The sequence below is a fragment of the Cohnella faecalis genome (genome assembly GCF_003570905.1).
Taxonomy (GTDB): domain Bacteria; phylum Bacillota; class Bacilli; order Paenibacillales; family Paenibacillaceae; genus Cohnella; species Cohnella faecalis.
This window is the reverse complement of record NZ_QXJM01000029.1, coordinates 24,316-51,313: the sequence shown is the minus strand read 5'-3', so window position 1 is coordinate 51,313 and position 26,998 is coordinate 24,316. Positions and strand designations below refer to the sequence as shown.

The following is a 26,998-nucleotide window of genomic DNA, read 5'->3' as shown; positions in this document are numbered from 1 at the left end:
CGTTTTTTGCTTACGTGAAAAAAATGCTATAAAACGATATTAACGCGATAGTGGCGAAGCCAGAAGTCCATCTGCAGCAAATAGGCGAAGAGCTGCGGACCGGACATCAGCTGGCCGAACCATGGCAAGTGCGAGCCTGCGTCCGAAGCGAGCGCCAGCTCCCGGATTCGGTCAACGTTGATGAGCGGGTGCAGCGGACATGAGGGATCTTCGAGCCGATCGAGAAGGCGGGAACGGACGGATTGAAAATAATGCGGGTTATGCGTCTTCGGATAGGGGCTTTTTTTGCGATACAGCACGTCGTGAGGAAGAACGCCTTCGAGCGATTGGCGCAAAATTCCTTTTTCCCGATTGCCGGCCGTTTTCATTTCCCACGGAATATTAAAGACGTATTCGACGAGCCGATGATCGCAGAACGGGACGCGTACCTCAAGTCCGGCGGCCATGCTCATTCTGTCTTTGCGGTCGAGAAGCGTCGGCATGAAGCGGGTCACGTTCAAGTACGACATTCTCCGCATTCTTCGCTGCACCTGATCTTCGCCCGGCAAATGAGGCACTTCCCCGATCGCTTCCGCGTACTTGTCGGATAAGTATTCCTGCGGTCGCAGCTTCTCTCTAAGCTCGGGCGACAGCAAGCTTGCCCGCAGCCCGACGGCCAGCGACCAAGGGAACGTCTCCGCCTGAAGGGCTTCCTCCCTATGAAACCATGGGTAGCCGCCGAATATTTCGTCTGCGGCTTCCCCGGATATGGCGACGGTCGCCTTTTTTTTGATTTCCCGGCTGAACAAGTACAAGGATGCGTCGATATCCGCCATGCCGGGCGTATCCTTCGCCAGCGTCGCGGCTTGAAGCGCATCGACCAGCTCGGGCGTGTCGAACTGAACCGGATGGTGAACGGTCGCCAAATAGCCGCTCATCCGTTCGATCCAGGGAGCGTCCGCGTTCGGCTGGAAGTCATGGGCTTTGAAATGCTTGTCGTTGTCCACGTAATCGACGGAAAACGTATGAACCTGATCCTGACCGGTCTTATCGTAGTAGCGGACCGCCAGTGCGGTTAACGCGCTTGAATCGAGGCCTCCGGACAGTAGGGTGCCTACCGGAACGTCGGAGACGAGCTGCCTTTCGACCGTGTCGCGCAACAGCTCGCCGACTTTTTCGGCGGTTGTCTCCAGGTCGTCCTCGTGGTCGCGGCTCTCCAGCTTCCAATAAGTCGTCATCTTCATGCCGTTCCTGTCGTACACCAGGCAGTGCCCGGGTTTCAGCTCCGACAATCCGAGCCATACGCCATGACCCGGCGTGCGCGCTGGCCCGATGACGAACAGCTCGGCGAGACCTTCCGCGTCGATGTCCGGTGATACGTCCGGATGCGCCAGAATAGCCTTCGGCTCCGAACCGAACAAGAGGCGGCCCTCTTCTCGTCGATAAAAAAGCGGCTTGACTCCAAGACGGTCGCGCGCCATAAACAGCTTTTCTTCGTCCGTCCTCCAGATTGCGAAGGCAAAGATGCCGTTGAACTTGTCGACGCATGCCGGCCCCCACTCGACGTAAGCGAGCAGCAGCACCTCCGTATCGCAAGTCGTTCGAAACCGGTAGCCCAGCGCCTCCAATTCCTTGCGCAGCTCGGGCGCATTATACAATTCCCCGTTGTAGACGACGACGCAATCTTGATCCTCCGCTTGCTTGACCGGCCGGATCATCGGCTGGGCGCCGTTCGCGGGATCGATGACCGACAGTCTGCGATGCCCGAACGCACAATGCTTCGACAGCCAAGTGCCGGAAGCATCCGGTCCGCGAAGCTCCAGCGTGTCGGTCATTTTTTCGATCGTATCCGCCCGCTTCGTCAGATCCTCCTGCCAGTCGATCCATCCGGTAATGCCGCACATGGCCTTCATCCTCCTTCCAACAGTCAAACCGATCATAAGATGAATATGCGATGCAGGGCATAACATGTCTGTCCATAGGGAGAAAATACGTGCAGGCGGCAGTCCGGGGAGATCGGTTCCTTCATGAACGATGAGCGAAAAGGAGGGAGGGAGCGCAGATGCTGACAGTTCGACAGGTTGTGTTCCGGGGAGTTCGAGAGCAAGGCGGACAAAGGCTGGCGGAGGTAGAGGTGTCCACGGATCATCCGAAGGATTCGAAATTGCTCGCTTATTTTCGTTCCGGACCTAAGGGATACCAGCTTGTTCGGGTATTGTCGGATAAGGCCGGCTTGGAGACGGATTGGTTCGACAACCGAATGCACGACGCTTATGACGATGTCACGATGACGATGTTCGCCGGTCCTTCCCATGGGGGAGAGAACGACCGAAGCCATTTTGCCCGGCAGGTTCTCGAATACGACGGTATCGTCGGCGACTTTGACCGCAATATGCGGCAGCCATAGCCGAAGGGGGAGGTGATTATCGAAGATGGCGGACAAATATAAGAAGAACGACGGCAACAAATACCGGAACCAGGGCGACAACTACGCCGAGGGAGTTCTGCGCAACCGCAGCGAGCAGCACAAAGCTCAGAACAGCCCGGCAAGACCGCATAACCGCTAAGCTAAGGAACTCTTTCCGAAGACCGGCCGGAATCGCATCGATCCGCCGGTCTTTTTATTTTACCGCTACGAGGATCGCTCCGACGGCGATCAGCGCAACGCCGATTCCGTTGATCGCCGAAATTTTTTCTCCGAGAAAGAGGACGGCCAGCGCAACGGCGATGACGACGCTGAGCTTGTCGATCGGACCGACCTGGGAAACCTTGCCCGATTTGAGCGCCATAAAATAAAAAAGCCAGGAAAGCGCGCCCGCAATACCGCTCAGAAGGACGAACAAAAACGCTTTTCGGTGCGCGAAGACGTCTCCAAGCTGACCGGCTTTCCCCTGAACGACGACGACGCCGAGCAAAAACAGCGCCATAATGACGGATCGAACCGCAGTCGCCGAATTGGAATCGATATCCTTGAGTCCGATTTTGCCGAACACCGCTACGAGCGCGGCCGTCGCGGCGGATAACAGAGCGTAGACCAGCCACACGGGAACGTTCCCTCCCTTTTGTTTTGTGGCTTTATTTTTCGCCGGACATTCGTTAATAATCCTCGTCCAGCTTGCGTTGAAGGAGCTCCGGCTGCAGGAGGTGGATGACTTTATTGCGAATCGCGATCAAGCCTTCGTCCTGGAGCTCCTGAAGCACCTTCGTCACGGTCTCTCGAACGGCGCCGACAAGATCGGCGAGCTGCTGGTGAGTAACCTTATGGGGGATCCGATCGGCGTTGCCGTTGTCGTCGGAGCGGGACTCGTCGTACCAGGACAATAGCCGCTTGATGATGCGGGTACGAACGCTTAGGAAGGTAAGGTCGTAAATTTGCTGATTCGCCCGGCGAAGCCGCTCCATCGTATAGTTCAGAAGATGAAACGCCAGATTGCGGTCGAGCTCGATCAACGTCTGAAAATCAAGCCTGTTCAAGGAGTAGAGCAGGGTAGGCTGCATCGTCTGCGCCGTGGCGGAACGGACGAGCCCCGGCTTCATGAGCGCCATCTCGCCGAAATATTCTCCCTCGCGAAGAATAGCCAGCGTGACCTTTTTGCTTCGGTCGAACGTATGAATGCTGATGGCTCCGGAACCGACAAAATAAATTTCGTTCCCTTCGTCTCCCTCCAGAAAAATAAGCTCGCCTTTTTTGAATGTCTTTTCTCTCATGTACGGGACGATGCGTCCAAGCAGCTCCGGTTCTATGTCGGCAAAGAATGGAATGGATGTCGCAAGCATGACCGAGTCGATCGGCATGGTCGGCCTCCTTCTTCTTACGGTAATTGTTAGCGATAATCGGCCGTACGAATCGCCTCGATCCGAAATGTCGGACGTTCGAGCAGGTCGAACCGGGTGCCGCTCGTTTCGAGCACGACGACGGGACGGCAGGGGTTGCTTTTGTTCTGCTCCCAGACAACTCCGTTAATTCCACCGGTCAATCGGACCTTCGTTCCGATAGGATAAGGCTGGAACACTTTCAGAAATGCGCGTACGACGACATAACTGTATGCTGTATCAATTTTCGACATAAGGAATTCAATTCCTTCACACGGAAGTCTCTCGGTAAGAGATCCGTTCATAAAATAGTCGAATTCGCTTGCGATTCCGCAAATTTGCGCGAGCTGATGCACGTGAGGCGCTTCTATGCCGTGAGGAAAGCCGTGTCCGTCGATCTGCTCATGATGCTGCAGCACGATTTGCAAGGAAGCTTGCGGAATTTCGGGTATTTTTCGCAAAATGTCGTGTCCGACGACGGGATGATGCAGCAGCAGCGTTTCATTATGAGGAATGACCAGACCGATATCGTGCAGCAGGCTGCCGATCGCGATCTCGCGCAGTTCCTTGTATTTGTAGCCGAGCGCCTTTGCGGTCAGAACCGATAGCATGCAGACGTTCAGGCTATGCTCGATCAGATCCGCCTTTTCCTTAATAATCTGGTTCCAGTCGAGCGTCAGATCGGTTTCGCCATAGACCGTATCCGAGATGTGGTCGGCCCAGCCCATCAGCGCTTTGATAGGCAGCGGAGCGTTGCTCAGCAGCGCTTCGTGCAATTGCCTGAGCACGTATTTGGTTACGCTTCGCATGTTCGACTTCCAATCCGTACCGCCCTCCGCCCCATGCCTGGAGGACATCTCGATATACACATATTGCTGGCCCAGACGTTTGATTCCATCGATCAGCTTCGGACTTAATTCCGCTCCCCGCTTAAGCATTAGCCTTCCGTCCGGCGAATAAATATCCCGGCCCAGGCAATCCCCTTCCGACAACTCCGTTACTGGCACCATAAGCATGTCGTTTCCCTCGCTCCATTCCCGGGTCATGCCGGGTTCTTTGTCTGATGAGGCCATCGTAACTTAACTTGAGAAGCTCATTCTGTAACGACGGTTACAAAAAGCAAAATTATGTCAGACTTTTTGCCTATGGAAGTGTCTTTAGCTCTAAATTCGGGATTTGGAACCGCATCGATTGACTTAAAAACGGGCTAAAGGAAAAGCAAGCATGCGGTTTCCGGCATTTTCGGCGAGGGCAGTCTTTATTACGGAGGAACTTCCATGCGCCCTTTCGGCGCGGGGTTTCTTAGACGTATCGAGGGAGAAACCGTTGAGGCTTTGAGGTTCTTTTGGAGCAAAATCGAAGATAGCATTAGTTAATATTTTGGAAATAATTGATTTTCGGGTTTACATCCTATCTTTACGATTGTATGATATTTCTGCAAATAAAGCGTTTACATCACGATGCCCATCATGTATTTTCGACAAAAAGGTGCGACCGCTTTTCGATGTAAATGCAAACGTTTGCACAACTTTTGTAATATTTTTTGGGGGGTGTCAGCGTTAGAAAGGCTGTAATCGTCAAGCAAGGAAGACGAAAAAGCAAATCAAGAAGGAGAGTCGATATGTCAACAAAAAAATGGAGCAATCGCCTGTTTAGTCTGATTCTCGGGTGCTCAATATTATTGAGCTTGTTCTCGATACCTAGCAAAGCCGAGGAAGCCTATGCGGAGGGAGCCACCGGAACGGCAACGATCTACTACTATACGCCATACAAGAACTGGAGCTCGGTCAATATCCATCATAACGCAAGCGGCAGCTGGACGGCTGTGCCGGGCACGGCGATGGAAGCGGCTTGCACCAACTGGACGAGCAAAACTTTAAGCTTCAGCGGTTCCAGCTTTCAGACCGTCTTTACGAACGGTTCCGGAGCTTGGGATAACAACAACGGAAACAACTACACGATTGGCTCCGGCATCTACCAAGTTAAGAACGGCCAATTGATCGCGGGTGCAGGAAATCCGTGCGATGTTACCACCAACAATACGGCTACCGTTTTCTACAAGCCGAACGCAAGCTGGACGACCGTTAACATTCACTATTCTCCGAACGGCGGCGCTTGGACGACCGCACCGGGGGTTGCTATGGAAACGGTTTGTACCGGCTGGAAGAAGAAAACGATTAATCTGGGAACGGCTACCGGATTGGCCGTTACTTTCAATAACGGCTCCTCCTGGGATAATAACGGAGGGCGCAATTACGCTCTAGGCATAGGCAATATTAAGGTGGAGAACGGCGTCGTGTCTCAGGGAGACCCATGCGGCACCGGAAGTACGGACACCGAGCCGCCAAGCGTTCCGACCGGCCTTGTCAAAGGAACCGTAACGAGCTCTTCGGCGGCGATTTCCTGGACGGCTTCTACGGATAACGTAGGAGGCAGCGGTGTAGCCGGGTATGACGTGTACCGCAACGGAGCGCTGGTGAAAGCTGGTGCAACCTCAACCTCCTATACGGATACGGGCTTGGCCGCATCGACGACCTACCTTTATACGGTGCTCGCCAAGGACGTTGCAGGCAATTCATCGGTGCAATCCGCCGCTCTGTCGGTTACGACATCTCCTATCGCGGATACCACGCCTCCGAGCGTTCCGACCGGCCTTGTCAAAGGAACCGTAACGAGCTCTTCGGCGGCGATTTCCTGGACGGCTTCTACGGATAACGCGGGAGGCAGCGGAGTAGCCGGGTATGACGTGTACCGCAACGGAGCGCTGGTGAAAGCTGGTGCAACCTCAACCTCCTATACGGATACGGGTTTGGCCGCATCGACGACCTACCTTTATACGGTGCTCGCCAAGGACGTTGCAGGCAATTCATCGGCGCAATCCGCCGCTCTGTCGGTTACGACGTCCCCTATCGTGGATACCACAGCTCCAAGCATTCCGACCGGCCTTGTCAAAGGAACCGTAACGAGCTCTTCGGCGGCGATTTCCTGGACGGCTTCTACGGATAACGCGGGAGGCAGCGGAGTAGCTAGCTATGACGTATACCGTAACGGAGCGCTGGTGAAAGCTGGTGCAACCGCAACCTCCTATACGGATACGGGCTTGGCCGCATCGACGACCTACCTTTATACGGTGCTCGCCAAGGACGTTGCAGGCAATTCATCGGCGCAATCCGCCGCTCTGTCGGTCACGACGTCTCCTATTGCGGATACCACAGCTCCAAGCGTTCCGACAGGTCTCGTCCAAGGGAGCGTAACGAGCTCTTCGGCGGTGATTTCCTGGACGGCTTCTACGGATAACGCGGGAGGCAGCGGAGTAGCCGGGTATGACGTATACCGCAACGGAGCGCTGGTGAAAGCTGGTGCAACCGCAACCTCCTATACGGATACGGGCTTGGCCGCATCGACGACCTACCTTTATACGGTGCTCGCCAAGGACGTTGCAGGCAATTCATCGGCGCAATCCACCGCTCTGTCGGTCACGACGTCCCCCGTCGCGCAGGGCAACACCGCAGAAGTCTACTACTATACGAAAACTCGCGGTTGGAGCTCCGTCAATATTCATTACATGCCTACCGGCGGAAGCTGGACGACGGTTCCAGGCGTACCGATGAATGAAAGCGCATGCACCGACTGGGCAAAGAAGACGATCGATCTTCGGACCGCTACGGGCATGAAAGTTGCTTTTAACAGCAACGGTTCGGTATGGGACAACAATAACGGATCGGATTACAGTCTCGGCTACGGGATTATTACCGTCAAAGACGGAGTCGTTACCGCTAATGCAGCGAGTCCCTGCGTTACGCTTCCTCCGGATGTGACGCCGCCGTCGGTGCCGCTTAATCCGGCAGCGGTTGCGGACGGTGTTAAGATCACTGTCACTTGGGATTCTTCGACCGACAATGCAGGCGGACGCGGACTCGCGGGGTACGAAATCACCCGTACGGGCGGCACGCAAGGAACTAAGTTATTCTCGGCGACAAGCAACGTCTTCTACGACTCGGGCTTGGATGCGCAGACGACGTATACGTACACGATCAAGGCGTACGACAAAGCTACCCCGAGCAACGTATCGGCCAGCAGCGTTGCCGTGTCGGCAAAGACAGGCGATGCTCCGCCGCCTCCTGTCGGAGGAACTCCGCTTGGAACCGACATGCGTGAAGACTCCATTTATTTCGTCATGACCGCCCGCTTCTACGACGGGGATTCTTCTAACAATCGCGGCGGACAATTGAATGTTTCCAGCGGAAATGCGGCGAACAACGACCCGATGTTCCGCGGCGACTTCAAAGGCCTGATGGACAAGCTGGATTATATTAAAGCTCTGGGCTTCTCGGCCATCTGGATTACTCCGGTCGTCTTGAATCGTTCCGATTACGATTTCCATGGCTACCACGGCTATGATTTTTATCGTGTCGATCCTCGATTGGAGTCCTCTGGGGCTTCCTATCAGGACCTGATCAATGCGGCGCATAACAAAGGTATCAAAATCATTCAGGACGTCGTATACAACCATTCCAGCCGTTATGGAGCGAAAGGACTTTTCACTCCTACCGTGTTCGGAATTCGCGATTCGCAGTGGAGCTGGTACTACGACGAGAAGGTTGCCGGCCAGCAATACGACCCTCTGACTCCGACGTCCGTATCGGCCAAGCCGTATAACGGCGATTTATGGTCTACCGAGGAGCCTGTCGGCAATACATGCAGAAACTGGGGTACGCCAACGCAAAACTTCAGCAAGGAAGGTTATCGAATCTATAACTGCCAATGGCCGAATCCTACTTCCGGGATGTTCCCGTCGCTGTACTATCACCAGTGCTGGTTAGGCAACTGGGAGGGCGAGGATTCTCGAAGCTGCTGGCTGCATGAAGATCTGGCCGACTTCAATACGGAGAGCAAGCCCGTGCAGGATTACCTGATCGGCGCGTATAACAATTTCATCGACATGGGAGTCGACGGCTTCCGAATCGATACGGCCGTGCACGTTCCGCGAATCACCTGGAACCGTCATTTCCTGCCGGCTGCGCAGGAGCATGCCGTGACCAAGTTCGGCGACAAGGGCAAGAACTTCTTCATGTTCGGGGAAGTAGGCGCCTTCGTGAACGACAAGTGGAATCGGGGCTCGGTCAACCACTCGGCTCAATTTTTCACATGGAAGGAACGCAAGGAATATACGCTGGACGACGTGCAGGCTGCGCTCGACCAGTACAATTACGAGAATCAGCAAGGAACGGCTAATCAACCGACGTCCACCAACGCGTTTTTGACCGGCAACCTCTATCATACGCCGGATCACAGCAAGTTCTCGGGAATGAACATCATCGACATGCGCATGCATATGAACTTCGGCGATGCGAATAACGCTTTCTCTAACGGCAAGGATTCCGACGATTCCACCAACGATGCGACTTACAACGTCGTCTATGTCGACAGCCACGATTACGGTCCGAACAAGTCGAGCACGGCTTACTCCGGAGGAACCGACGCTTGGGCCGAGAATATGAGCCTGATGTGGACGTTCCGGGGCATCCCGACACTTTACATGGGATCGGAAATCGAATTCCAGGCGGGCAAGCAAATCGATTGCGGCTCTTCCTGTCCGTTGGCCACGACCCGTCGCGCCTACTTCGGCGACAAGATCGAAGGTACCGTGACGGCGAGCGATTTCGGCAAAGTATCTTCGGCGTCCGGAACGGTCGCAAGTACGCTGAATTATCCGCTGGTCAAGCATGTCCAACGGCTGAACCAGATTCGCCGCAAAATTCCAGCCCTGCAGAAGGGGCAGTATTCGACCGAAGGAGTTAGCGGCTCGATGGCGTATAAGCGCCGGTTCACGGATTCGGCCAAAGGAGTCGACAGCTTCGCTCTGATTACGGTCAGCGGAAGCGCGACCTTCAACGGAATTCCGAACGGCACATACAAAGACGCGATCACGGGCGACGTTAAGAACATTTCGAACGGCACCCTGACCGCCAATGTATCGGGCAAAGGCAATCTGCGCATTTACGTTTACGATCAAGCGGGCAATCCGGCTCCTGGCAAGATCGGCGAGGACGGGCCTTATTTGAAGCCGTAACGCTGCTATTCTAGTCTCAATGCTTACTCGGTAATAATAAAGAAGCTCCCGGCGCCGCTTCGGCTGTGTCGGGAGCTTCTTTGTCTGCTTTTTGGAGCGTGGCTGGTTCGATGGAGGCGAACTGCATAAAAAACCCCGGAACCGTTGATGTATCAAGGTTCCGGGGTTTATCGCACGATCGGGATAGAGTCAAAAAAGAATGGCTGGCGTCCCAGGAGGGATTCGAACCCCCGACAACACGCTTAGAAGGCGTGTGCTCTATCCAACTGAGCTACTGGGACACAGCTTGATTATATTAACACAACAATATGGTTTTGCTCAAGTAGAAAATTGGAAAATTTGCGCGGGAGACGGTTTTTTTATCATATGGCGATAAAGGTGGCCGTTGATTGTGATTGTTTTGTTCTCCTCGTAACCTAACTTACGGTACAAGGAATGAGCTTTCTCGTTGTTTTTTTCCACGTTTAGCGCGATGCGGCTGCAGTTTGAATCAAGGGCACACTGTTCGGCCGCATCCAGCAATTGGCGGGCATAACCTCGTCCTCCGTACTCGGGGAAGACGGCTAAAGCGTCGATGTAATATTCGCCTGCATCCGTTTCCCGATCGATTTCGAAGTCCGGATCGCCGTTCTTTCTTCGAAGATGACGGAGGATCGGCTCGTACAAAGAGTCGGCTTCGCTTCCTTCATAGCACAGAATCATTCCGGCTACGGATTCGTCGGCGATTTTTACCGATACTTTGTCATAGCTGAAGCGGTTGCCGTTCTTCAGAAAGTAAGCTTCGAGGGATGCGAGCGCGCGATCCTCCGTCGTCTCTCCGGTCAACTGATAAGCGATATCCTGGATCGCGAGAAAAATAAGTTCGGACACCTCTTTGGAGTCGGATGGAGTTGCTCGTCTAATGGTCATGTCGATTTCACGGTCCTTCTGCGAAATGATATTCAGGCTGAGGATGCAAAAAAAGCCTTGAATATCAAGGCTTTCCGTTAGAGGAATAAGGTATTCAAAGTGGAGCGGGTGATGGGAATCGAACCCACGCCTCAAGCTTGGGAAGCTGGCGTTCTACCATTGAACTACACCCGCGCATTTTAATTTGAAGATAACAATTATATTATCATAGCTGTTTATGAGGATTCAACCGGAGGAGAAGGGTACACGCAAATTGCAACGTTGCTCAGAGCGTGAGCAATTAGCCGGCTTCTGACGGTTTACAAAGTGCCGGATAGATGAGTGAGTGTGAATAGCCGGCTTTCGGCGGGCTACCGGTGCTTAGGCGGAAGAGCGAGAGCGTGTAGCCAGGTTTGAGCGGGTTAGCGAAGCCTAGGCGGGAGAGTGAGTGCGAATAGCCAGGTTTGAGCGGGTTAGCGAAGCCCAGGAGGAAGAATAAGTGCGAATAGCCAGGTTTGAGCGGGTTAGCGATGCCCAGGAGGAAGAATAAGTGCGAATAGCCAGGTTTGAGCGGGTTACAGGAGCTCCAGCGGAAGAGTGAAGGAGGCGAAAGATGGAGGCGTGTCCTTCTTTTCCTATTTTGCGGTCGTTCATGGTATAATTCGTCATACCGAACCTTAAGGCCGCCCAGTCGGCATGGAAGGGGATAGGGATGACCGACCAAACGCGCGACAATTTGGTGTTGTTTCCGAAGACGCTTGATTACTATCAAATCCAATTGACCAAAATGCTGGAGACGGAACGCTACGGCGACGCGAAGTCGCTTCTTTCTTTTTTGTTGCACTGCAAAGGCGACGCGGAACGCCATCATACGGAATGGCAGGCGCTCCTTGGCTGGTTGGAGGCGGCTTTTCCCGAGGCGCAGCCTATCGATGGACTTCCCGATTCGATCGAGGACGACGAGGAAGAAAACGAGGCGGATTGGGCCAGGAAGCATACGATCGACCGATCGGAGCAAGATGCGGAATATTTGCCCAAGCTGATCGCCACGCTGCAATCCGCAGCCGATCCCGATCAGCAGGCGCTCGTGATCGGACAATTGATGCACTTGTCACATCCGAGCATCGAAGAGGCTCTGCGTCAATGGCTGGCGGCCCCTGCGCATCATCCGTCGGTTCAATTCAAAGCGCTGCAGGCGCTTCGCAAGCAAGGAGCGGTCGGACCGACGCCGGTATGGCGAGGGGGAGAGACGCTGCTTGTCGAAGTTGCCGACACTCCGCTCTCGTTCGGCGAATTCGCTCAAGGAGTGCTTGATGTTCTGGAACGCGTCAGGCAAGCGGCCGAAGTGTCGGATCCGACTTTGTCTTATTTTGCCGAGGAATTTTGGAAGGAATGCGTGCAGACGGCATTCGGCACGTCGATCTATCGCTCCATGGCCGAGGATGACGACGGCTCGCGAGATATTTGGGCGGCGGCTTTGCATCAGCTTCTGATGGAAAAGCTTCATGGACGGCTGTCTGATGAATCCGTGAGGGAGCAGTACGGCATTACAGACGAGCTGCGTTTTCGGTACGAACAAGCTCTCCGTTGGCTGCGTCAATACGCGGCTGAACCGGGCAAAGTTCCATGATTATTCGCTTTGTCTTGAAATGAAGCGAAATGTTTTTTATAATAGAGTGGTTTATGTGAACGGCCGCCGTGGATGCGGCAAGATGTCTCTGGAGGGAAAGCATAATATGAAAGCGAATTGGGAAAAAATAGAGAACAACGTCGGCGTGCTCGACGTCGAAATCGAAGCGGAACAAGTCGCGCAAGCGCTCGACAAAGCGTTCCGGAAAGTCGTTCAAAAGGTTAACGTACCTGGCTTCCGCAAAGGCAAAGTGCCTCGCACCATTTTCGAAGCTCGCTTCGGCGTGGAAAGCCTGTACCAAGACGCTATCGACATCCTGCTTCCTGAAGCGTACACGAATGCCGTGAACGAAGCCGGTATCGAGCCGGTTTCCCGTCCGGACGTGGATGTCGAGCAATTCGCCAAAGGCCAATCGTTCAAGTTCAAAGCAAAAGTAACGGTTAAGCCGGAAGTGAAGCTTGGAGAGTACAAAGGACTTGAAGTTTCGGCTCCTGAGCTGGAAGTGTCCGAAGACGAAATTACGAAAGAGCTGGAGCGCCTGCAACAGCGTCACGCGGAGCTTGTCGTTATCGACGAAGGCCCTGCTCAGCAAGGCGACTTGACGGTTATCGACTTCGAAGGCTTCTTGGACGGCGTTCCGTTCGATGGCGGCAAAGGCGATAATTACTCGCTGGAGCTCGGATCCGGCTCGTTCATCCCCGGCTTCGAAGATCAAGTCGTCGGCCTGAACATCGCAGAGGAAAAAGACATCGAAGTGACGTTCCCGGAAAGCTACCACGCGGAGAACCTTGCCGGCAAGCCGGTTGTTTTCAAGGTGAAGCTTCACGAGATCAAACGCAAGAACTTGCCTGAGCTTGACGATGAGTTCGCGAAAGACGTAAGCGAGTTCGATACGCTTGACGAGTATAAGCAAGATCTTACGAGCAAGCTGAGCGAGCGCAAAGCTAAGGACGCAGAGAGCTCGAAAGAATCCGCGGTCGTCGACAAAGCTTCCGAGAACGCCGAGCTTGAAGTTCCCGATGTAATGATCGAATCCGAAGTCGAGCAAATGTTCAAGGATTTCGAGAACCGCCTTCGCCAGCAAGGAATGAACTTGGAGCTTTACTTCCAATTCAGCGGCCAAGACGAAGCGGCCCTCAAGGAGCAAATGAAGGGCGACGCGCAAAAACGCGTTCGCAACAACCTTGTGCTTGAAGCAATTGCCAAAGCGGAGAACCTGGAAGCGACGGAAGCTGATCTCGACGAAGAGCTGGAGAACCTTTCCAAGGTGTACAATCGTTCGGCAGATGAGCTCCGCTCGATTTTCGCGGCCAACGGATACTTGGAAAACCTCCAAGCCGATCTGAAAGTGCGCAAAGCAGTCAAATTGCTGGTCGACAGCAGCAAGACCGCATAATCAAACAAACGATCCGGATAAGGCACGTGATTCCCGCGTGCCTTATTTTTCTCTCTGGAATTTGGGGCGGCCGGTTCGCCAACATGACATTCGAAAGTGAACGTGTTAGAATATTACCGAAGATTTGAAGTCCACTCAGAAAAGAGGTTGGTTGCATGAACTTGGTACCTATCGTCGTCGAACAAACGAATCGCGGAGAACGGTCGTACGACATATACTCCCGGCTCTTGAAAGACCGAATCATCTTTCTCGGAAGCGCTATTGACGACGACGTCGCCAATCTCGTCATCGCCCAACTGCTTTTCCTGGCAGCGGAAGATCCCGAGAAGGATATCCATCTGTACATCAACTCACCCGGCGGTTCGGTGACGGCCGGAATGGGCATCTTTGATACGATGCAGTTTATTAAGCCGGATGTCTCCACCATTTGCGTAGGCATGGCAGCCAGCATGGGATCGTTGCTGCTGACGGCTGGAGCGCCGGGCAAGCGATTCGCTCTTCCGAACAGCGAAATCATGATTCACCAGCCGCTTGGCGGAGTACGAGGCCAAGCATCGGATATTAAGATTCACGCCGACTGGATCGTCAAGACGAAAGAGAAGCTGAACAAGATCTACGTGGAGCGCACGGGACAACCGTACGAGAAGATCGAACGCGACACGGACCGCGATAATTTCATGAGTGCGGACGAAGCCCAGGCTTACGGACTGGTCGACAAAGTCATTTCCGCGCCCATTCTCGGATAGGGGAGTGATTCCATGTTCAAATTCAACGATGAAAAAGGCCAGCTGAAGTGCTCCTTTTGCGGTAAATCCCAGGATCAAGTCCGCAAGCTGGTTGCCGGACCCGGCGTATATATTTGCGACGAGTGTATCGAGCTATGCACGGAGATCGTAGAGGAAGAGCTCGGCAGCGAAGAAGAGCTCGATCTCAAAGACATTCCGAAGCCGAAAGATATTCGCAACATTCTCGATCAATACGTCATCGGCCAAGAGCAAGCGAAAAAATCGCTGTCCGTCGCGGTGTACAACCACTACAAACGGATTAACTCCCAGTCGAAGATCGAAGACGTCGAGCTGCAGAAGAGCAATATCATGCTGGTCGGTCCTACGGGCTCCGGTAAGACGCTGCTTGCGCAGACGATGGCCAAAATTCTCAATGTCCCGTTTGCCATCGCAGACGCCACCTCGCTTACCGAAGCGGGCTACGTCGGCGAGGACGTCGAGAACATTCTGCTAAAGCTTATCCAGGCAGCGGATTACGATGTGGAAAAAGCGGAGCGCGGCATCATCTACATCGACGAGATCGATAAAGTGGCGCGCAAATCCGAAAATCCGTCCATTACGCGCGACGTATCGGGCGAAGGCGTCCAACAAGCGCTTCTAAAAATTCTCGAAGGCACGGTCGCTTCCGTTCCTCCGCAAGGCGGTCGCAAGCACCCGCATCAAGAATTCATCCAAATCGACACGACGAACATTCTGTTCATTTGCGGCGGCGCGTTCGACGGTCTTGAGCAGCTCATCAAACGCCGCATCGGCAAAAAAGTGATCGGCTTCAGCGCCGCTATCGAAGGCCAGAAGGAAATGAAAGCGGGCGAGTATCTCTCTCTGGCTCAGCCGGAAGATTTGCTCAAATTCGGGCTTATCCCCGAGTTCGTCGGCCGTCTGCCGGTCATCTCCACGCTTGAGCCGCTTGACGAAGCAGCGCTTGTCCGGATTCTCTCCGAGCCTAAGAACGCTCTCGTGAAGCAGTATCAAAAGCTGCTCGAGATGGACAACGTGAAGCTGGAGTTCGACGGCGGAGCGCTCGAAGAGATTGCGCGCGAAGCGATCAAGCGCAATACCGGCGCACGGGGACTGCGGGCCATCATCGAAGGGATCATGCTGGACGTCATGTACGAAGTCCCGTCCCGCGAAGATGTCACGAACTGCCTCGTCACCGAGAAAGTCGTGAAAGAGAAAATGTCTCCCGAGCTCACTTCCAAAAAAGGCAAGAAAAAAGAAGAAAGCGCGTAACGACCGCGTTGATTTTACCGGCTCCACCCCGTCCATGAACGATTCGGAAAGTCTCGCGTTATCGCACGCTTTCCGGATCTTCGCTGTCGAGAGCGGCTCCTTCGTCCTTCCGGGACGCCGGTGCCGCTTGCGAAGGCTGGGGTGGATTCCGTGTATGTGGGGGAGAAAATACGTATGTTCAAGCGTACCGACACCGTGCCCGTCCGAGTGGGGAACTTGACGATCGGCGGCAACAACGAAGTCATTCTTCAAAGCATGTGCACGACGAAGACGGCGGACGTCGCGGCTACCGTGGCGGAGATCAAGCGCCTGGAGGAAGCGGGCTGTCAGCTCGTTCGCGTAACGGTCAACAACAAGGAAGCCGCCGAGGCCATCAAGGAGATCAAGAAGCAGATCTCGATCCCTCTCGTGGCCGATATTCATTTTGACTACCGTCTGGCTCTCTTAGCCATTGAGAACGGAATCGATAAAGTTCGGATCAATCCGGGCAACATCGGCCGCCGAGAGAAAGTGGAGGCGGTCGTCAAAGCCTGCAAGGAGAAAGGAATCCCGATCCGGATCGGCGTCAATGCGGGCTCGTTGGAAAACCATCTGCTGGAGAAATACGGTTATCCGACTCCCGAAGCGATGGTGGAAAGCGCGTTGTTCCACATCGGCATTTTGGAGGAGCTCGATTTTCACGACATTATCGTCTCTCTTAAAGCTTCCGACGTTCCGATGGCAATCGCCGCCTATACGAAAGCTGCGGAAGTCATTAAATATCCTCTTCATTTGGGCATTACCGAAGCGGGAACCCTGTTCTCCGGCACGGTAAAGAGCGCTGCAGGCATCGGCGTCCTCTTGAATGCGGGCATTGGCAACACGCTGCGTATTTCGCTTAGCGCCGATCCGGTAGAGGAAATCAAGGTTGCCAGGGAGCTGCTCAAGACGTTCGGACTCATTACCGACGCGCCGACGCTTATTTCTTGTCCGACTTGCGGCAGACTCGATATCGATCTGTTCTCGGTCGCGAACGAAGTGGAAGAGTATATCTCGAAGCTGAAGGTTCCTATCAAAGTCAGCGTGCTCGGCTGTGCGGTGAACGGTCCCGGCGAAGCGCGGGAAGCCGACATCGGCATTGCCGGAGCTCGCGGCGAAGGCATGCTTTTCCGCTATGGCGAGATGATCCGCAAAGTGCCTGAAGCCGAGCTCGTCAGTGAGCTGAAAAAGGAAATCGATCACATTGTAGCGGTATATACCGAGACTGGCGAAATTCCGGGGCGCAAGCACGGAGCCGGCGCCGGAGCGGGAGCCTGATGAAGAGGCGTCTGTTCTGGTTGTTCACGGTTGCCGCTTTTTTGTTCGTCGCAGCGGCTTGCGGCAAGAGCGCCGGAGGAAATTCGGAGACGCATTCCGAGCATGCCGCTAATGGAGATTTGCGCGAAACGACGGCCTCGGTGCAGAAGCTTCCGGCGTTCCTGAGCGATCAGCGGAAGGAGATTCAGCTCGCTTACCAAGTGGCGGGCACGCTGAGCGATACTCTTCAGTGGATTCCCTGCTACTGCGGCTGCGGCGAGAGCGCGGGTCATAAGAGCAATCTGAGCTGCTTTATCCACGAAATTCGCGAGGACGGAACTGTCGTCTGGGACGATCACGGCACCCGGTGCATGACTTGCCTGAACATAGCTCTTCAATCTGCGGAGCTCTCGAAGCAAGGCAAATCTCATCTTGAGATTCGTCAATACATTGACGCCCAGTACGGCAAAGGCGGATTCGCCAAGCCGACGGACACGCCGATGCCTCAAGCTTGATCGGGATCGCAACCGGCGCTGGCGGCAACCGGCAATTGGGACAAGCTCCATACATTCTTCGGCGAAAACGCATGTAAACCGTGCAACAGTGGTACGAGATCCCATACATTCGGCGAAATCGCGGGGGAACCGTGCAACAGTGGTACGTGCTCTCATACATTCGGCGAAATCGCGGGGGAAACCGTGCAACAGTGGTACGAGATCCCATACATTCGGCGAAATCGCGGGGGAACCGTGCAACAGTGGTACGAGATCCCATACATTCGGCGAAATCGCGGGGGAACCGTGCAACAGTGGTACGAGATCCCATACATTCGGCGAAATCGCGGGGGAAACCGTGCAACAGTGGTACGAGATCCCATACATTCGGCGAAATCGCGGGGAACCGTGCAACAGTGGTACGTGCTCTCATACAACCGCCTAATGGCGAAAAAGACAATTGAAAACGTCTATGACTATATAATCCGATAATCGGGCAATACTACCAAGTATAGCCCGATTACCGGATTTTTTTGTTTTGGGAATGAAGCGGGTTTGGGGAGGAAGATCGAACTTGACTCTAGGCACCATATTAATGATCGTACAGGTGTTTTTCGCCGTCGTTATCGGGATTTATTTTTGGAACCTTCTGCGCAACCAGAAAAGCAACCGAAGCGCCGTCGACCGCGAATCCCGCAAGGAGATGGACAAGCTTCGCAAGCTTCGCTCCATCTCGCTCACGAAGCCGCTTTCCGAGAAGACGCGGCCCGCATCGATGGCGGACATCGTCGGTCAGAAGGAAGGGCTGCGCGCGCTGAAAGCCGCGCTATGCAGCGGGAATCCTCAGCATGTGCTCGTCTACGGCCCTCCGGGCGTGGGAAAAACCGCGGCAGCGAGAGTCATTCTGGAGGAAGCGAAGCAAAACCCGCTCTCTCCATTCCGTTCGGAGGCGAAGTTTACCGAAATCGACGCCACGACGGCTCGGTTCGACGAGAGGGGAATCGCCGATCCTTTGATCGGATCGGTTCATGACCCGATCTATCAAGGCGCTGGGGCGATGGGGGTAGCGGGAATTCCGCAGCCCAAGCCTGGGGCGGTTACGAAAGCGCACGGCGGAATTCTGTTCATCGACGAAATCGGCGAGCTGCATCCGATTCAGATGAACAAGCTGCTGAAGGTGCTCGAAGACCGCAAAGTATTTCTCGAAAGCGCCTATTACCATGCGGAAGACCCGAACATACCGATGTTTATTCACGACATTTTTCAGAACGGGCTTCCCGCCGATTTTAGGCTGGTAGGCGCGACGACGAGGTCTCCGAACGATCTTCCTCCGGCTCTGCGCAGCCGCTGCATGGAAGTGTATTTCCGCCCGCTGCTGCCCGAGGAAATCGGCAAAATCGCGGAAAACGCGATTGTAAAAATCGGACTGCAGCCTCAGCAAGATGCGGTCGAGGTCGTCAAGCGCTATGCAACGAACGGACGCGAAGCCGTAAACGTCATTCAGCTTGCGGCCGGGCTGGCATTGAGCGAAAACCGCGAAGGAATCGCGGCGTCGGACATCGAGTGGGTAGTGAACAGCAGCCAACTGCCTCCCCGGCCCGACCGCAAAGTGCCGACGGAGCCGCAAATCGGCCTCGTTAACGGGCTTGCGGTTTACGGACCGAGCATGGGCGCTCTGCTTGAAATCGAGGTGACGGCGCTGCCGACGGTTCCGGGCAAAGGCCGCTTCACCATAACAGGCGTCGTAGAGGAAGAAGAGCTGGGCGGCGGCGGGAGAACGCTTCGGCGGAAAAGCATGGCGAAAGGCTCCGTCGATAACGTACTGACCGTCTTGCGCCGTACCGGATTGCGCCCCGAAAATTTTGATATGCATATCAACTTTCCGGGAGGCTCTCCAGTCGATGGTCCGTCGGCCGGAATCGCAATGGCTGTAGCTATTGCGTCGGCAATTACGAAGCGGCCGGTCGACAATAAGCTGGCGATGACGGGCGAAGTGAGCATCCATGGCAAGGTGAAGCCGGTTGGCGGCGTTGTGGCCAAGGTGGAGGCGGCGTTTCAATCCGGCGCGAATACGGTGCTGATACCGAAAGAGAACTGGCAAGCGATTTTCGAGGGGCTGGAAGGCGTGAAGGTCGTACCGGTAGATCGCATCGACGAGGTATTCCGCCATGTGTTCGGAGATCAACACGAGACCGCATTTACCGATGTACGCAATCCAACCGCAGTCGAAGCCGAACAGGCTCCCGAAACTTATGCAGCCGTGTCCGTCATGCATGCAATGACGCTTGGAACCGACTCGGCATCCGGCGATTCGCCGCAGCCTCATCGGCGCGAGGGAACGGTCGGTCCGAGTGCGGGATCGGGAGCGGGTGTGACGGCGCCGGGATAACTATCGGCCGAGAGCGATTGCCGGCTGCGGCTGTTGATCGAGACCGCTGACCGTCGGACACATCCGTCGTTCGCTCGAAACTTTCATAAGCTTTTACACGCATTAACGGGGCTGTCTCTCCGCAAAAGGGTAAGGAGACGGCCCCGTTCGACTGTCCGTTTTGCGGCGGAAGGATACATTTGGTACAATGACGAAGTATTCGATTCGCGTTCCAGATCAGTCAGGGAGGTGCCGTCCATATGGGTTCGGGCAAACCGAAAAGCCGTTCTATCCCTTTGCTGCCCCTGCGCGGGCTGCTCGTCTACCCCAGCATGGTGCTCCATCTCGATGTGGGCAGGGAGAAGTCGGTCAAAGCGCTGGAACAATGCATGATCGACGATCACATGATCCTGCTGTGCTCCCAGTCGGAAATCAACATCGAGGAGCCGACGCAGGACGATATTTACAAAATAGGAACGATTGCGAAAGTCCGTCAGATGCTGAAGCTTCCGAACGGAACGATCCGGGTTCTCGTGGAAGGCGTCATGCGGGCGGAGATCGAGCAGTATTTGCCGAACGAGAACTTCTATGAGGTGCTTGCGCGCGAGCTGCACGAAGGGAAAACGAACGACTCCGAGCTGGATGCGCTCATGCGCGCCGTATTGAGCCAGTTCGAGCATTATATCAACCTTTCCAAGAAAGTGACCCCCGAGACGATGGCCGCCGTCGCGGACATCGAACAGCCGGGCCGTCTAGCGGACGTCATAACGAGCCATCTTTCGCTCAAGATCAAAGACAAGCAGGACATTCTGGAGACTGTCGAGGTTCGTCCGCGTCTCGAGAAGCTTCTCGATCTGCTGAACAACGAGCGCGAGGTGCTGGAGCTGGAGCGCCAGATCAGCCAACGCGTGAAGAAGCAGATGGAAAAAACCCAGAAGGAATATTATCTTCGCGAGCAAATGAAGGCGATCCAGAAGGAGCTTGGCGAGAAGGAAGGCCGGGCGGGAGAAGTCGAGGAGCTGCGCAATCAGCTGGCCGAGGCGGAGCTTCCCGAGAAGATTCACGCCAAGGTGGAGAAGGAAATCGACCGGCTGGAGAAAATGCCCGCAGCGTCGGCCGAGGGAGGCGTCATCCGCAATTACGTGGAATGGCTGCTTGCCCTTCCTTGGAGCAAGATGACTGAGGATGACCTGGATATCGCCAAGGCCGAAGCTATTCTGGAGGAGGAGCACTACGGCCTTGATAAGCCGAAAGAGCGCGTTCTCGAATATTTGGCCGTTCAGAAGCTCGTCAAAAAGATGAAAGGGCCGATTCTCTGTCTCGTCGGAGCGCCCGGCGTCGGCAAAACGTCGCTGGCTCGTTCGATCGCCAAATCGCTGGGACGCGAGTTTGTTCGCATCTCGCTCGGGGGCGTGCGGGACGAAGCGGAAATCCGCGGCCATCGGCGCACGTACGTCGGCGCAATGCCCGGACGCATTATTCAAGGGATGAAGAGCGCCGGCACGCAAAATCCGGTATTCCTGCTGGATGAAATCGACAAGATGGCGATGGATTTTCGGGGAGATCCAGCTTCGGCGCTGCTTGAAGTGCTCGATCCCGAGCAGAACAATACGTTCAGCGATCATTACGTCGAGATGCCTTTCGATTTGTCCAACGTCATGTTCGTGACGACGGCGAACGTCGTGCACAATATTCCGCGTCCGCTGCTCGATCGGATGGAGCTCATCTCGATTCCGGGCTACACGGAGCTGGAGAAGGAACAAATCGCCGAGCGCCATTTGCTGCCCAAGCAGAAGCGCGATCACGGTCTTGAGCCGGAGCAGCTCGATGTCAAGCCGGAGGCGCTGCGATCCTTGATTCGGGAATATACCCGGGAGTCCGGGGTGCGCAACATGGAGCAGCAGCTCGCATCGCTTTGCCGGAAGGCGGCGAAGGCAATCGTAACGAATCCGGACGTAGCTCCGATCGTCGTCGACCTGCCGAAGCTGAAGGAACTGCTGGGACCTCCAAGGTTCCGGTTCGGCATGGCCGAGCTGGAAGACCAGATCGGCGCCGTGACGGGTCTGGCTTGGACGGAAGTCGGAGGCGACACCCTCGTCATCGAAGTAACGGTCATGCCGGGTACGGGCAAGCTGACGCTGACGGGCCAGCTCGGGGACGTCATGAAGGAATCGGCTCAGGCGGCGTTCAGCTACACGCGCAGCCGCGTCAAGGAGCTCGGTATCGATCCGCAATTCCATGAGAAGAACGATGTTCATATTCATATTCCGGAAGGAGCTATTCCGAAAGACGGCCCTTCCGCCGGCATTACGCTAGCTACCGCTCTTATCTCGGCGTTGACCAATTTAAGGGTATCCCGCGAAGTCGCCATGACCGGCGAGATTACGCTGCGGGGAAGGGTGCTGCCGATCGGAGGGCTCAAGGAGAAATCGCTTGCCGCCCACCGAGCGGGCATTCGCAAAATACTGCTGCCGAAGGATAACGAAAGGGATCTGAAGGACATTCCGGAGAGCGTCCGCAACGAATTGACGTTCGTTCCGGTGGCCCATATGGACGAAGTGCTGCGACATGCATTGTCCGATCCGCTGCCGGCTCAGGCTGCCAACTCTGCGGAAGAGGAGCGGAACGATATGCCGCCTCTCGGAGCAGCCGCGGAATCCGATGCCGAAGACGTTCCGCCGCTCGGCACCCATTGACAGGAGATTATCGAAAGTCATGAAAATTAAAACCAGCGAATTCGTCATTAGCGCCGTCGGCGAGGACCAGTGTCCCGTCGACGGATTGCCGGAAATATGCCTTGCAGGACGTTCCAACGTCGGCAAGTCTTCTCTTATCAATAAGCTCCTGCTGCGCCGGAATTTGGCCCGCACGAGCGCGCAGCCGGGCAAAACCCAGACGCTGAACTACTATCGGATTAACGGCGAGATGTATTTCGTTGATTTTCCCGGTTACGGTTACGCGAAAGTATCCAAATCCCAGCGCCAATCGTGGGGTAAGATGGTGGAGCGGTTTTTGCGGGAACGCAAGCCGCTCCGCTTAGTGTTGCAACTGGTCGATTTGCGCCATCCGCCATCCGCGGAAGATTGCGCGATGTACGAGTGGCTGGCGCATTATGGATTTCCGATGTGCGTCGTCGCCACGAAAGCGGATAAGATCTCGAAGAGCCAATGGCCAAAGCATGCTAAAATTATCCGTACGGGTCTTCGCATGCCCGGTCACGTACCGCTCGTTTTGTTCTCTTCGGAGACCGGCATGGGAAGGGATGAATTATGGAGCATCATCGCGCAAGCTTGCGGAATTGAGACCGAGTCCCCCTCAGAACCCGCTAAAGTCATGCAGGAAACAGAGGATAACGGGTAAAGTTCCGGCGAGAAGGCGGGAAATTTCGTTTTTTGCGGGTTTTTTGCGGGAAAATCGAGAACGGACAGCAGGAAACGCGGCCGTGATTATCGTATAATAAAGGTGGGTAACAAAGAATTACAATCCGCAAGAAAATGGAATTGGGGTAGATTTTATGGCTCATCGGGTAGCCACGGAGTATGTCAACGCGAATTTTAATTTGACGGAAGCCGAAATGCCGAAATTGCTGTCCTTATGCGAAACGCAACTTCTTAGAATGCAAGTATTCGTGCTTGATAACGGAAATCAGGAAGTCGTTCTTGACGACGATGCCGGCGGCGAGACGATCCGCCTCACGTTCGAGCGCTCCAACGGAAGGTACAGATGCGTGCTGTCGTGCCGCGTAGTCCAGCCTAAGCTGACGAATACTCTTCGCAAGCTTGTCTCCTTCTTCAAAGGCGACGCGGTTGTGAACCGGATTTACCATGGATTTACGATGGTTTACCACTACATGGCGGGAGCCGTCGTCCGAATCGTGGAATGCAAAGGCGCCGAGTACAGAACCGTGTTCGAATATTCGGATACGATCGGTCGTCTGGAGCATCAGTTCAAGCTTGTCTTCGTCGAAGAAGAGATTAGGAAAATAAAGAACGCGGTCAACGAACTGCTCGACATTCGGAATCAGTCGGTCGGCAGCGCGCAAGTGCGCGAGATTGACGAGCGGCTCAAGTATCACAGCCGCCTGCTGTTCGCATTGGAAGCCTAGATTGCTATTGTACGCCTTTATTCGAGGGGAGCCGGAAGACGGCTCTCCTCTTTATTATTTTCGGACGCTCACGAATCGGGCTCACGCCCCGCAACCGCCCCGCATAAGCTTTGACGGTACGGCATGGCGCGGATTGTAAAGTCATGGCTGCGTTTCCTAGCCGCGGCGCGGGATTCCAAGCATTCCGCCTATCCAAAAAAAACTATTGCAATTCGGGCGGATAGATGGTATTTTTAGTTTCGTTGACAACACAATAGGAACCAGGATTCACTCAAAGGAATGCGATGAATGAGCAAATTCCCTCGGGTAGTGAATGACGTAGGTCCTAGCGGATGAAATCAGTTTCACAATTTTATTCCTAGGAAGGGGGAACCGGAAGATGGAATATTCAACTTTCGGACGGCATGTTGCGGTGGACACTTGGGGAGTAAGCTTCGATATGCTGAACAGCGCAGAACTGCTCCAAGCTCACATGGTAGAAGCGGCGGAAGCCTGCGGAGCCACGGTACTCTCGGTTCAAGCACAACAATTCGAGCCACAAGGCGCGACGGTTCTCGTACTGCTTTCGGAGAGTCACCTCTCCATTCACACGTATCCTGAGAAAGGTTTTGCCGCGATCGATTGCTACACCTGCGGCGAGACGGTCGATCCGCAAGCTGCTATCGACTACCTGGTTAGCGTACTCAAGCCGGAACGCACTTATGCCAAGAAGCTTGTGCGCGGCCTCGGCGAACTTCAAGTCGAAGAGCCGAAGATGAAGCAAGTCGAATTGGTTTGATAATAGCGGTATGCGAGCGAAGCCGACGCGAAAGCGTCGGCTTTTTGAATATGTTAGGACCTATAACTATTTGAGGGCTGGTTTTAAGCTGCTGATATGCGCGGCTTGTTCTTCATTGCTGCAAAAGGAAATTCTGCACCATTTGGATACGCTATATGGCAAACAGCAGCGCGAAAAGCCTGATGTTCAACTGTAAAACATATCTTTATTTTGATATTAGATCGGTGTTCAAACAATATTAACTGCAGAAGGTGCATTTACTTAGAGCGTTTTTGGCGTCCAGCTCTGAAATGGCAAAAAATAACGGTACTTTCTGCAGTTCAATCCGAGCGGCGCGACTCTACAGGATGAATAGTTGTATCTATTGCAGTTAATTAACTGGCCCGTCAGGCAGCCGAGACGCAACGCCCGATTGCCCGACGCGTACAACGGCATCGCTTTCGGTCTTGCAGCAGTGGAATAGCGATGATCCTTATTGACAATTATAGGTGTTAGACAAGAAAGCGCCCATGCGAATGGTTCACGGTGCAGGACATGCCGCAACTCGCGACGCTTCAACGATCGGCAGCGGTGCCGGACAAGGCTGCGCATTTTCAAAAACTGTTCAAATTTGCGGTGAACCCTGCGAAGCAACTATGCTATAATAATCGTTGAATGTGCAAGTCCACACCATGACCGGAGAGGAAGTGATTACCCGTGCATTTGATCGTCGTAGGCTTGAACTATCGCACAGCCCCAGTCGAGGTTCGCGAGAAGTTCGCCTTATCGGACAGCGATATGCCGGCCGCGTTGAAGGGGCTGAAGCAGACGCCGGGTATTCTCGAAGGCGTCATCGTGGCGACTTGCAACCGAACGGAAATATACGCTGTCGTAGACAGGCAGCAGCTGTGCGGCCATTTTATCCGCTCCTTCATGGAGCAATGGTTCAAGCTTCCGCGTCAGCAGTTCAATCCGCATCTGTACATGTACGAGGACGATCGGGCGGTCGAGCATCTGTTCAGCGTTACTTGCGGGCTCGATTCGATGATCCTCGGGGAGACGCAAATTCTCGGTCAAGTTCGCGACGCCTTCCTGCTCGCTCAAGAAGAGCGGGCAACGGGCACGATGTTCAACCGTTTGTTCAAGCAGGCGGTTACGCTAGCCAAGCGCGCCCATTCGGAGACGTCGATCGGCGAGAAAGCCGTATCGGTCAGCTACGCGGCTGTCGAGCTCGGCAAGCGCATTTTCGGACGTTTCGACGACAAGACGGTCATGATTCTCGGCGCGGGCAAGATGAGCGAGCTGACCGCCCAGCATTTGCATGCGAACGGTGCGAAGAAGGTTCTGGTCGTTAACCGTACGGTCGCGCGCGCGGAAGAGCTTGCCGTCAAGTTTCAGGGAACGGCGCTGGGCCTTGAAGAAGCGCTGGACCGATTGAACGAGACCGATATCATAATTAGCAGCACGGGAGCTCAACGCTTCGTATTGGATCGCAAGACGGTAGAAGCCGCCATGGCAAGACGCAAGAAAAAGCCTTTGTTCCTGATCGACATCGCCGTGCCTCGCGATATCGATCCGGCATGCGGAGACATTCCCAATGTGTTCCTTTACGATATTGACGATCTGGAAGGAATTGTGGAGACGAACTTGTCTCAGCGCCGCAAGGAAGCTTCGATAATCGAGGATATGATAGTCGTTGAGCAAGAAGCCTATCGGCAATGGTTCGCGACGCTCGGCGTCAGCCCCTTGATCCGGGCGCTTCAGGAAAAAGCGGCCGCCGTGCACGAGAACACGATGGAAAGCTTGTTCCGCAAGCTGCCGGAGCTCGATGAACGACAAGCGAAAGTGATTCGCAAATTAACCAAAAGCATCGTAACCCAAGTCATTCATGATCCGATTCTTCGAATCAAAGAGCTCGCCGCGGAAAAGCGCGGAGACGAGGCGATGAGCCTGTTCGTCGATTTGTTCTCCCTGGAGGAAGACGTTGACCGTCTTCGTACGGAAGCGAAGGCCGAGGAGCTGGCTCGCAAAGAATCGGTCGTCGCCGTCAAAGCCGAGGAGAAGCACTCTTCTTCCGTCCTTCGCGATGTCGAGCACTTGCTTAATCAGCTGGCCGGCGCCATGAGGTGATAAATCAGCCTTGCGGGCGCTTGCCCGGCGCGGCAACAGAAGATGGATTAGACGGGGTGCGCATGGGATACGGGA

At 54.6% G+C, this 26,998-nt stretch carries 20 protein-coding genes and 2 tRNA genes; 15 read left to right on the top strand and 7 right to left on the bottom strand.

What is annotated here, in order from left to right:
- Nucleotides 1-26 precede the first annotated feature (26 nt).
- Nucleotides 27-1,883: an asparagine synthase (glutamine-hydrolyzing) gene (gene asnB, locus D3H35_RS08060; RefSeq protein ID WP_119148586.1), complete on the bottom strand. Its 1,857-nt coding sequence runs from the start codon at nucleotides 1,881-1,883 to the stop codon at nucleotides 27-29.
- A 158-nt stretch (nucleotides 1,884-2,041) separates the two neighbouring features.
- Between asnB and D3H35_RS08055 the strand changes: the two genes are divergently transcribed.
- Both D3H35_RS08055 and D3H35_RS33425 read left to right on the top strand, forming a co-directional pair.
- Complete coding sequence (locus tag D3H35_RS08055; protein ID WP_119148585.1) at nucleotides 2,042-2,386, top strand: hypothetical protein; 345 nt, start codon at nucleotides 2,042-2,044, stop codon at nucleotides 2,384-2,386.
- 25 nt (nucleotides 2,387-2,411) lie between these two features.
- A complete protein-coding gene (locus D3H35_RS33425; protein ID WP_267901360.1) occupies nucleotides 2,412-2,546 on the top strand; it encodes a hypothetical protein in 135 nt (44 codons plus the stop codon).
- A gap of 54 nt (nucleotides 2,547-2,600) precedes the next feature.
- Here D3H35_RS33425 and D3H35_RS08050 read toward each other — a convergent pair whose 3' ends face one another.
- From D3H35_RS08050 to D3H35_RS08040, 3 genes are read right to left on the bottom strand one after another with little or no spacing between them, the layout of a single operon-like run.
- Complete coding sequence (locus D3H35_RS08050; protein ID WP_233567826.1) at nucleotides 2,601-3,023, bottom strand: EamA family transporter; 423 nt, start codon at nucleotides 3,021-3,023, stop codon at nucleotides 2,601-2,603.
- A 52-nt stretch (nucleotides 3,024-3,075) separates the two neighbouring features.
- Complete coding sequence (locus tag D3H35_RS08045; RefSeq protein ID WP_119148583.1) at nucleotides 3,076-3,774, bottom strand: Crp/Fnr family transcriptional regulator; 699 nt, start codon at nucleotides 3,772-3,774, stop codon at nucleotides 3,076-3,078.
- A gap of 29 nt (nucleotides 3,775-3,803) precedes the next feature.
- Nucleotides 3,804-4,808, bottom strand: coding sequence for an HD-GYP domain-containing protein (locus D3H35_RS08040; RefSeq protein WP_158593993.1), 1,005 nt, complete (start codon nucleotides 4,806-4,808; stop codon nucleotides 3,804-3,806).
- A 605-nt stretch (nucleotides 4,809-5,413) separates the two neighbouring features.
- Here D3H35_RS08040 and D3H35_RS08035 point away from each other — a divergent pair.
- Nucleotides 5,414-9,865, top strand: a complete 4,452-nt coding sequence (locus D3H35_RS08035; protein ID WP_233567825.1) for a carbohydrate binding domain-containing protein — start codon at nucleotides 5,414-5,416, stop codon at nucleotides 9,863-9,865.
- A 204-nt stretch (nucleotides 9,866-10,069) separates the two neighbouring features.
- Here the strand turns inward: D3H35_RS08035 and D3H35_RS08030 are convergent.
- The 3 genes from D3H35_RS08030 to D3H35_RS08020 all read right to left on the bottom strand — a co-directional run bounded on the left by D3H35_RS08030 (nucleotide 10,070) and on the right by D3H35_RS08020 (nucleotide 10,948).
- Nucleotides 10,070-10,146, bottom strand: a tRNA-Arg gene (locus D3H35_RS08030).
- A gap of 37 nt (nucleotides 10,147-10,183) precedes the next feature.
- On the bottom strand, nucleotides 10,184-10,774 hold the full coding sequence (locus D3H35_RS08025) for a GNAT family N-acetyltransferase (RefSeq protein WP_119148581.1): 591 nt from the start codon (nucleotides 10,772-10,774) through the stop codon (nucleotides 10,184-10,186).
- Between the two features lie 100 nt (nucleotides 10,775-10,874).
- A tRNA-Gly gene (locus D3H35_RS08020) sits at nucleotides 10,875-10,948 on the bottom strand.
- A gap of 517 nt (nucleotides 10,949-11,465) precedes the next feature.
- On the opposite strand from D3H35_RS08020, the gene D3H35_RS08015 reads away from it, so the two are divergent.
- The 12 genes from D3H35_RS08015 to hemA all read left to right on the top strand — a co-directional run bounded on the left by D3H35_RS08015 (nucleotide 11,466) and on the right by hemA (nucleotide 26,923).
- Nucleotides 11,466-12,383: a HEAT repeat domain-containing protein gene (locus D3H35_RS08015; protein ID WP_119148580.1), complete on the top strand. Its 918-nt coding sequence runs from the start codon at nucleotides 11,466-11,468 to the stop codon at nucleotides 12,381-12,383.
- A 106-nt stretch (nucleotides 12,384-12,489) separates the two neighbouring features.
- Nucleotides 12,490-13,779, top strand: a complete 1,290-nt coding sequence (tig, locus tag D3H35_RS08010) for a trigger factor (protein WP_119148579.1) — start codon at nucleotides 12,490-12,492, stop codon at nucleotides 13,777-13,779.
- Nucleotides 13,780-13,934: 155 nt separating this feature from the next.
- Nucleotides 13,935-14,525: an ATP-dependent Clp endopeptidase proteolytic subunit ClpP gene (clpP, locus tag D3H35_RS08005; protein WP_119148578.1), complete on the top strand. Its 591-nt coding sequence runs from the start codon at nucleotides 13,935-13,937 to the stop codon at nucleotides 14,523-14,525.
- A 12-nt stretch (nucleotides 14,526-14,537) separates the two neighbouring features.
- Nucleotides 14,538-15,794 carry an ATP-dependent protease ATP-binding subunit ClpX gene (gene clpX, locus D3H35_RS08000; protein ID WP_119148577.1) on the top strand — a complete coding sequence of 419 codons (1,257 nt, stop codon included), beginning with the start codon at nucleotides 14,538-14,540 and terminating at the stop codon, nucleotides 15,792-15,794.
- Nucleotides 15,795-15,968: 174 nt separating this feature from the next.
- Nucleotides 15,969-17,090, top strand: a complete 1,122-nt coding sequence (ispG, locus tag D3H35_RS07995) for a flavodoxin-dependent (E)-4-hydroxy-3-methylbut-2-enyl-diphosphate synthase (RefSeq protein WP_119148576.1) — start codon at nucleotides 15,969-15,971, stop codon at nucleotides 17,088-17,090.
- Nucleotides 17,090-17,584, top strand: coding sequence for a PCYCGC motif-containing (lipo)protein (locus tag D3H35_RS07990; protein ID WP_119148575.1), 495 nt, complete (start codon nucleotides 17,090-17,092; stop codon nucleotides 17,582-17,584). Before ispG ends, D3H35_RS07990 begins: the two co-directional genes overlap by 1 nt.
- Before the next feature lie 574 nt (nucleotides 17,585-18,158).
- The gene (gene lonB, locus D3H35_RS07985) at nucleotides 18,159-19,952 is read left to right on the top strand and encodes an ATP-dependent protease LonB (protein WP_378124852.1); all 1,794 of its coding nucleotides are present in this window, start codon (nucleotides 18,159-18,161) and stop codon (nucleotides 19,950-19,952) included.
- Between the two features lie 239 nt (nucleotides 19,953-20,191).
- Nucleotides 20,192-22,627, top strand: coding sequence for an endopeptidase La (gene lon, locus D3H35_RS07980; RefSeq protein ID WP_119148574.1), 2,436 nt, complete (start codon nucleotides 20,192-20,194; stop codon nucleotides 22,625-22,627).
- A gap of 19 nt (nucleotides 22,628-22,646) precedes the next feature.
- Nucleotides 22,647-23,291 (top strand): ribosome biogenesis GTP-binding protein YihA/YsxC, encoded by a 645-nt coding sequence (yihA, locus tag D3H35_RS07975; protein ID WP_119148573.1) that lies wholly within the window; start codon nucleotides 22,647-22,649, stop codon nucleotides 23,289-23,291.
- A gap of 154 nt (nucleotides 23,292-23,445) precedes the next feature.
- Nucleotides 23,446-24,036, top strand: a complete 591-nt coding sequence (locus tag D3H35_RS07970) for a non-ribosomal peptide synthetase module (RefSeq protein WP_119148572.1) — start codon at nucleotides 23,446-23,448, stop codon at nucleotides 24,034-24,036.
- 379 nt (nucleotides 24,037-24,415) lie between these two features.
- Entirely contained in the window at nucleotides 24,416-24,814 is a 399-nt protein-coding gene (speD, locus tag D3H35_RS07965) for an adenosylmethionine decarboxylase (protein ID WP_119148571.1), read from the top strand.
- A gap of 696 nt (nucleotides 24,815-25,510) precedes the next feature.
- Nucleotides 25,511-26,923 (top strand): glutamyl-tRNA reductase, encoded by a 1,413-nt coding sequence (gene hemA, locus D3H35_RS07955; protein ID WP_119148569.1) that lies wholly within the window; start codon nucleotides 25,511-25,513, stop codon nucleotides 26,921-26,923.
- The last annotated feature ends 75 nt before the right edge of the window (nucleotides 26,924-26,998 follow it).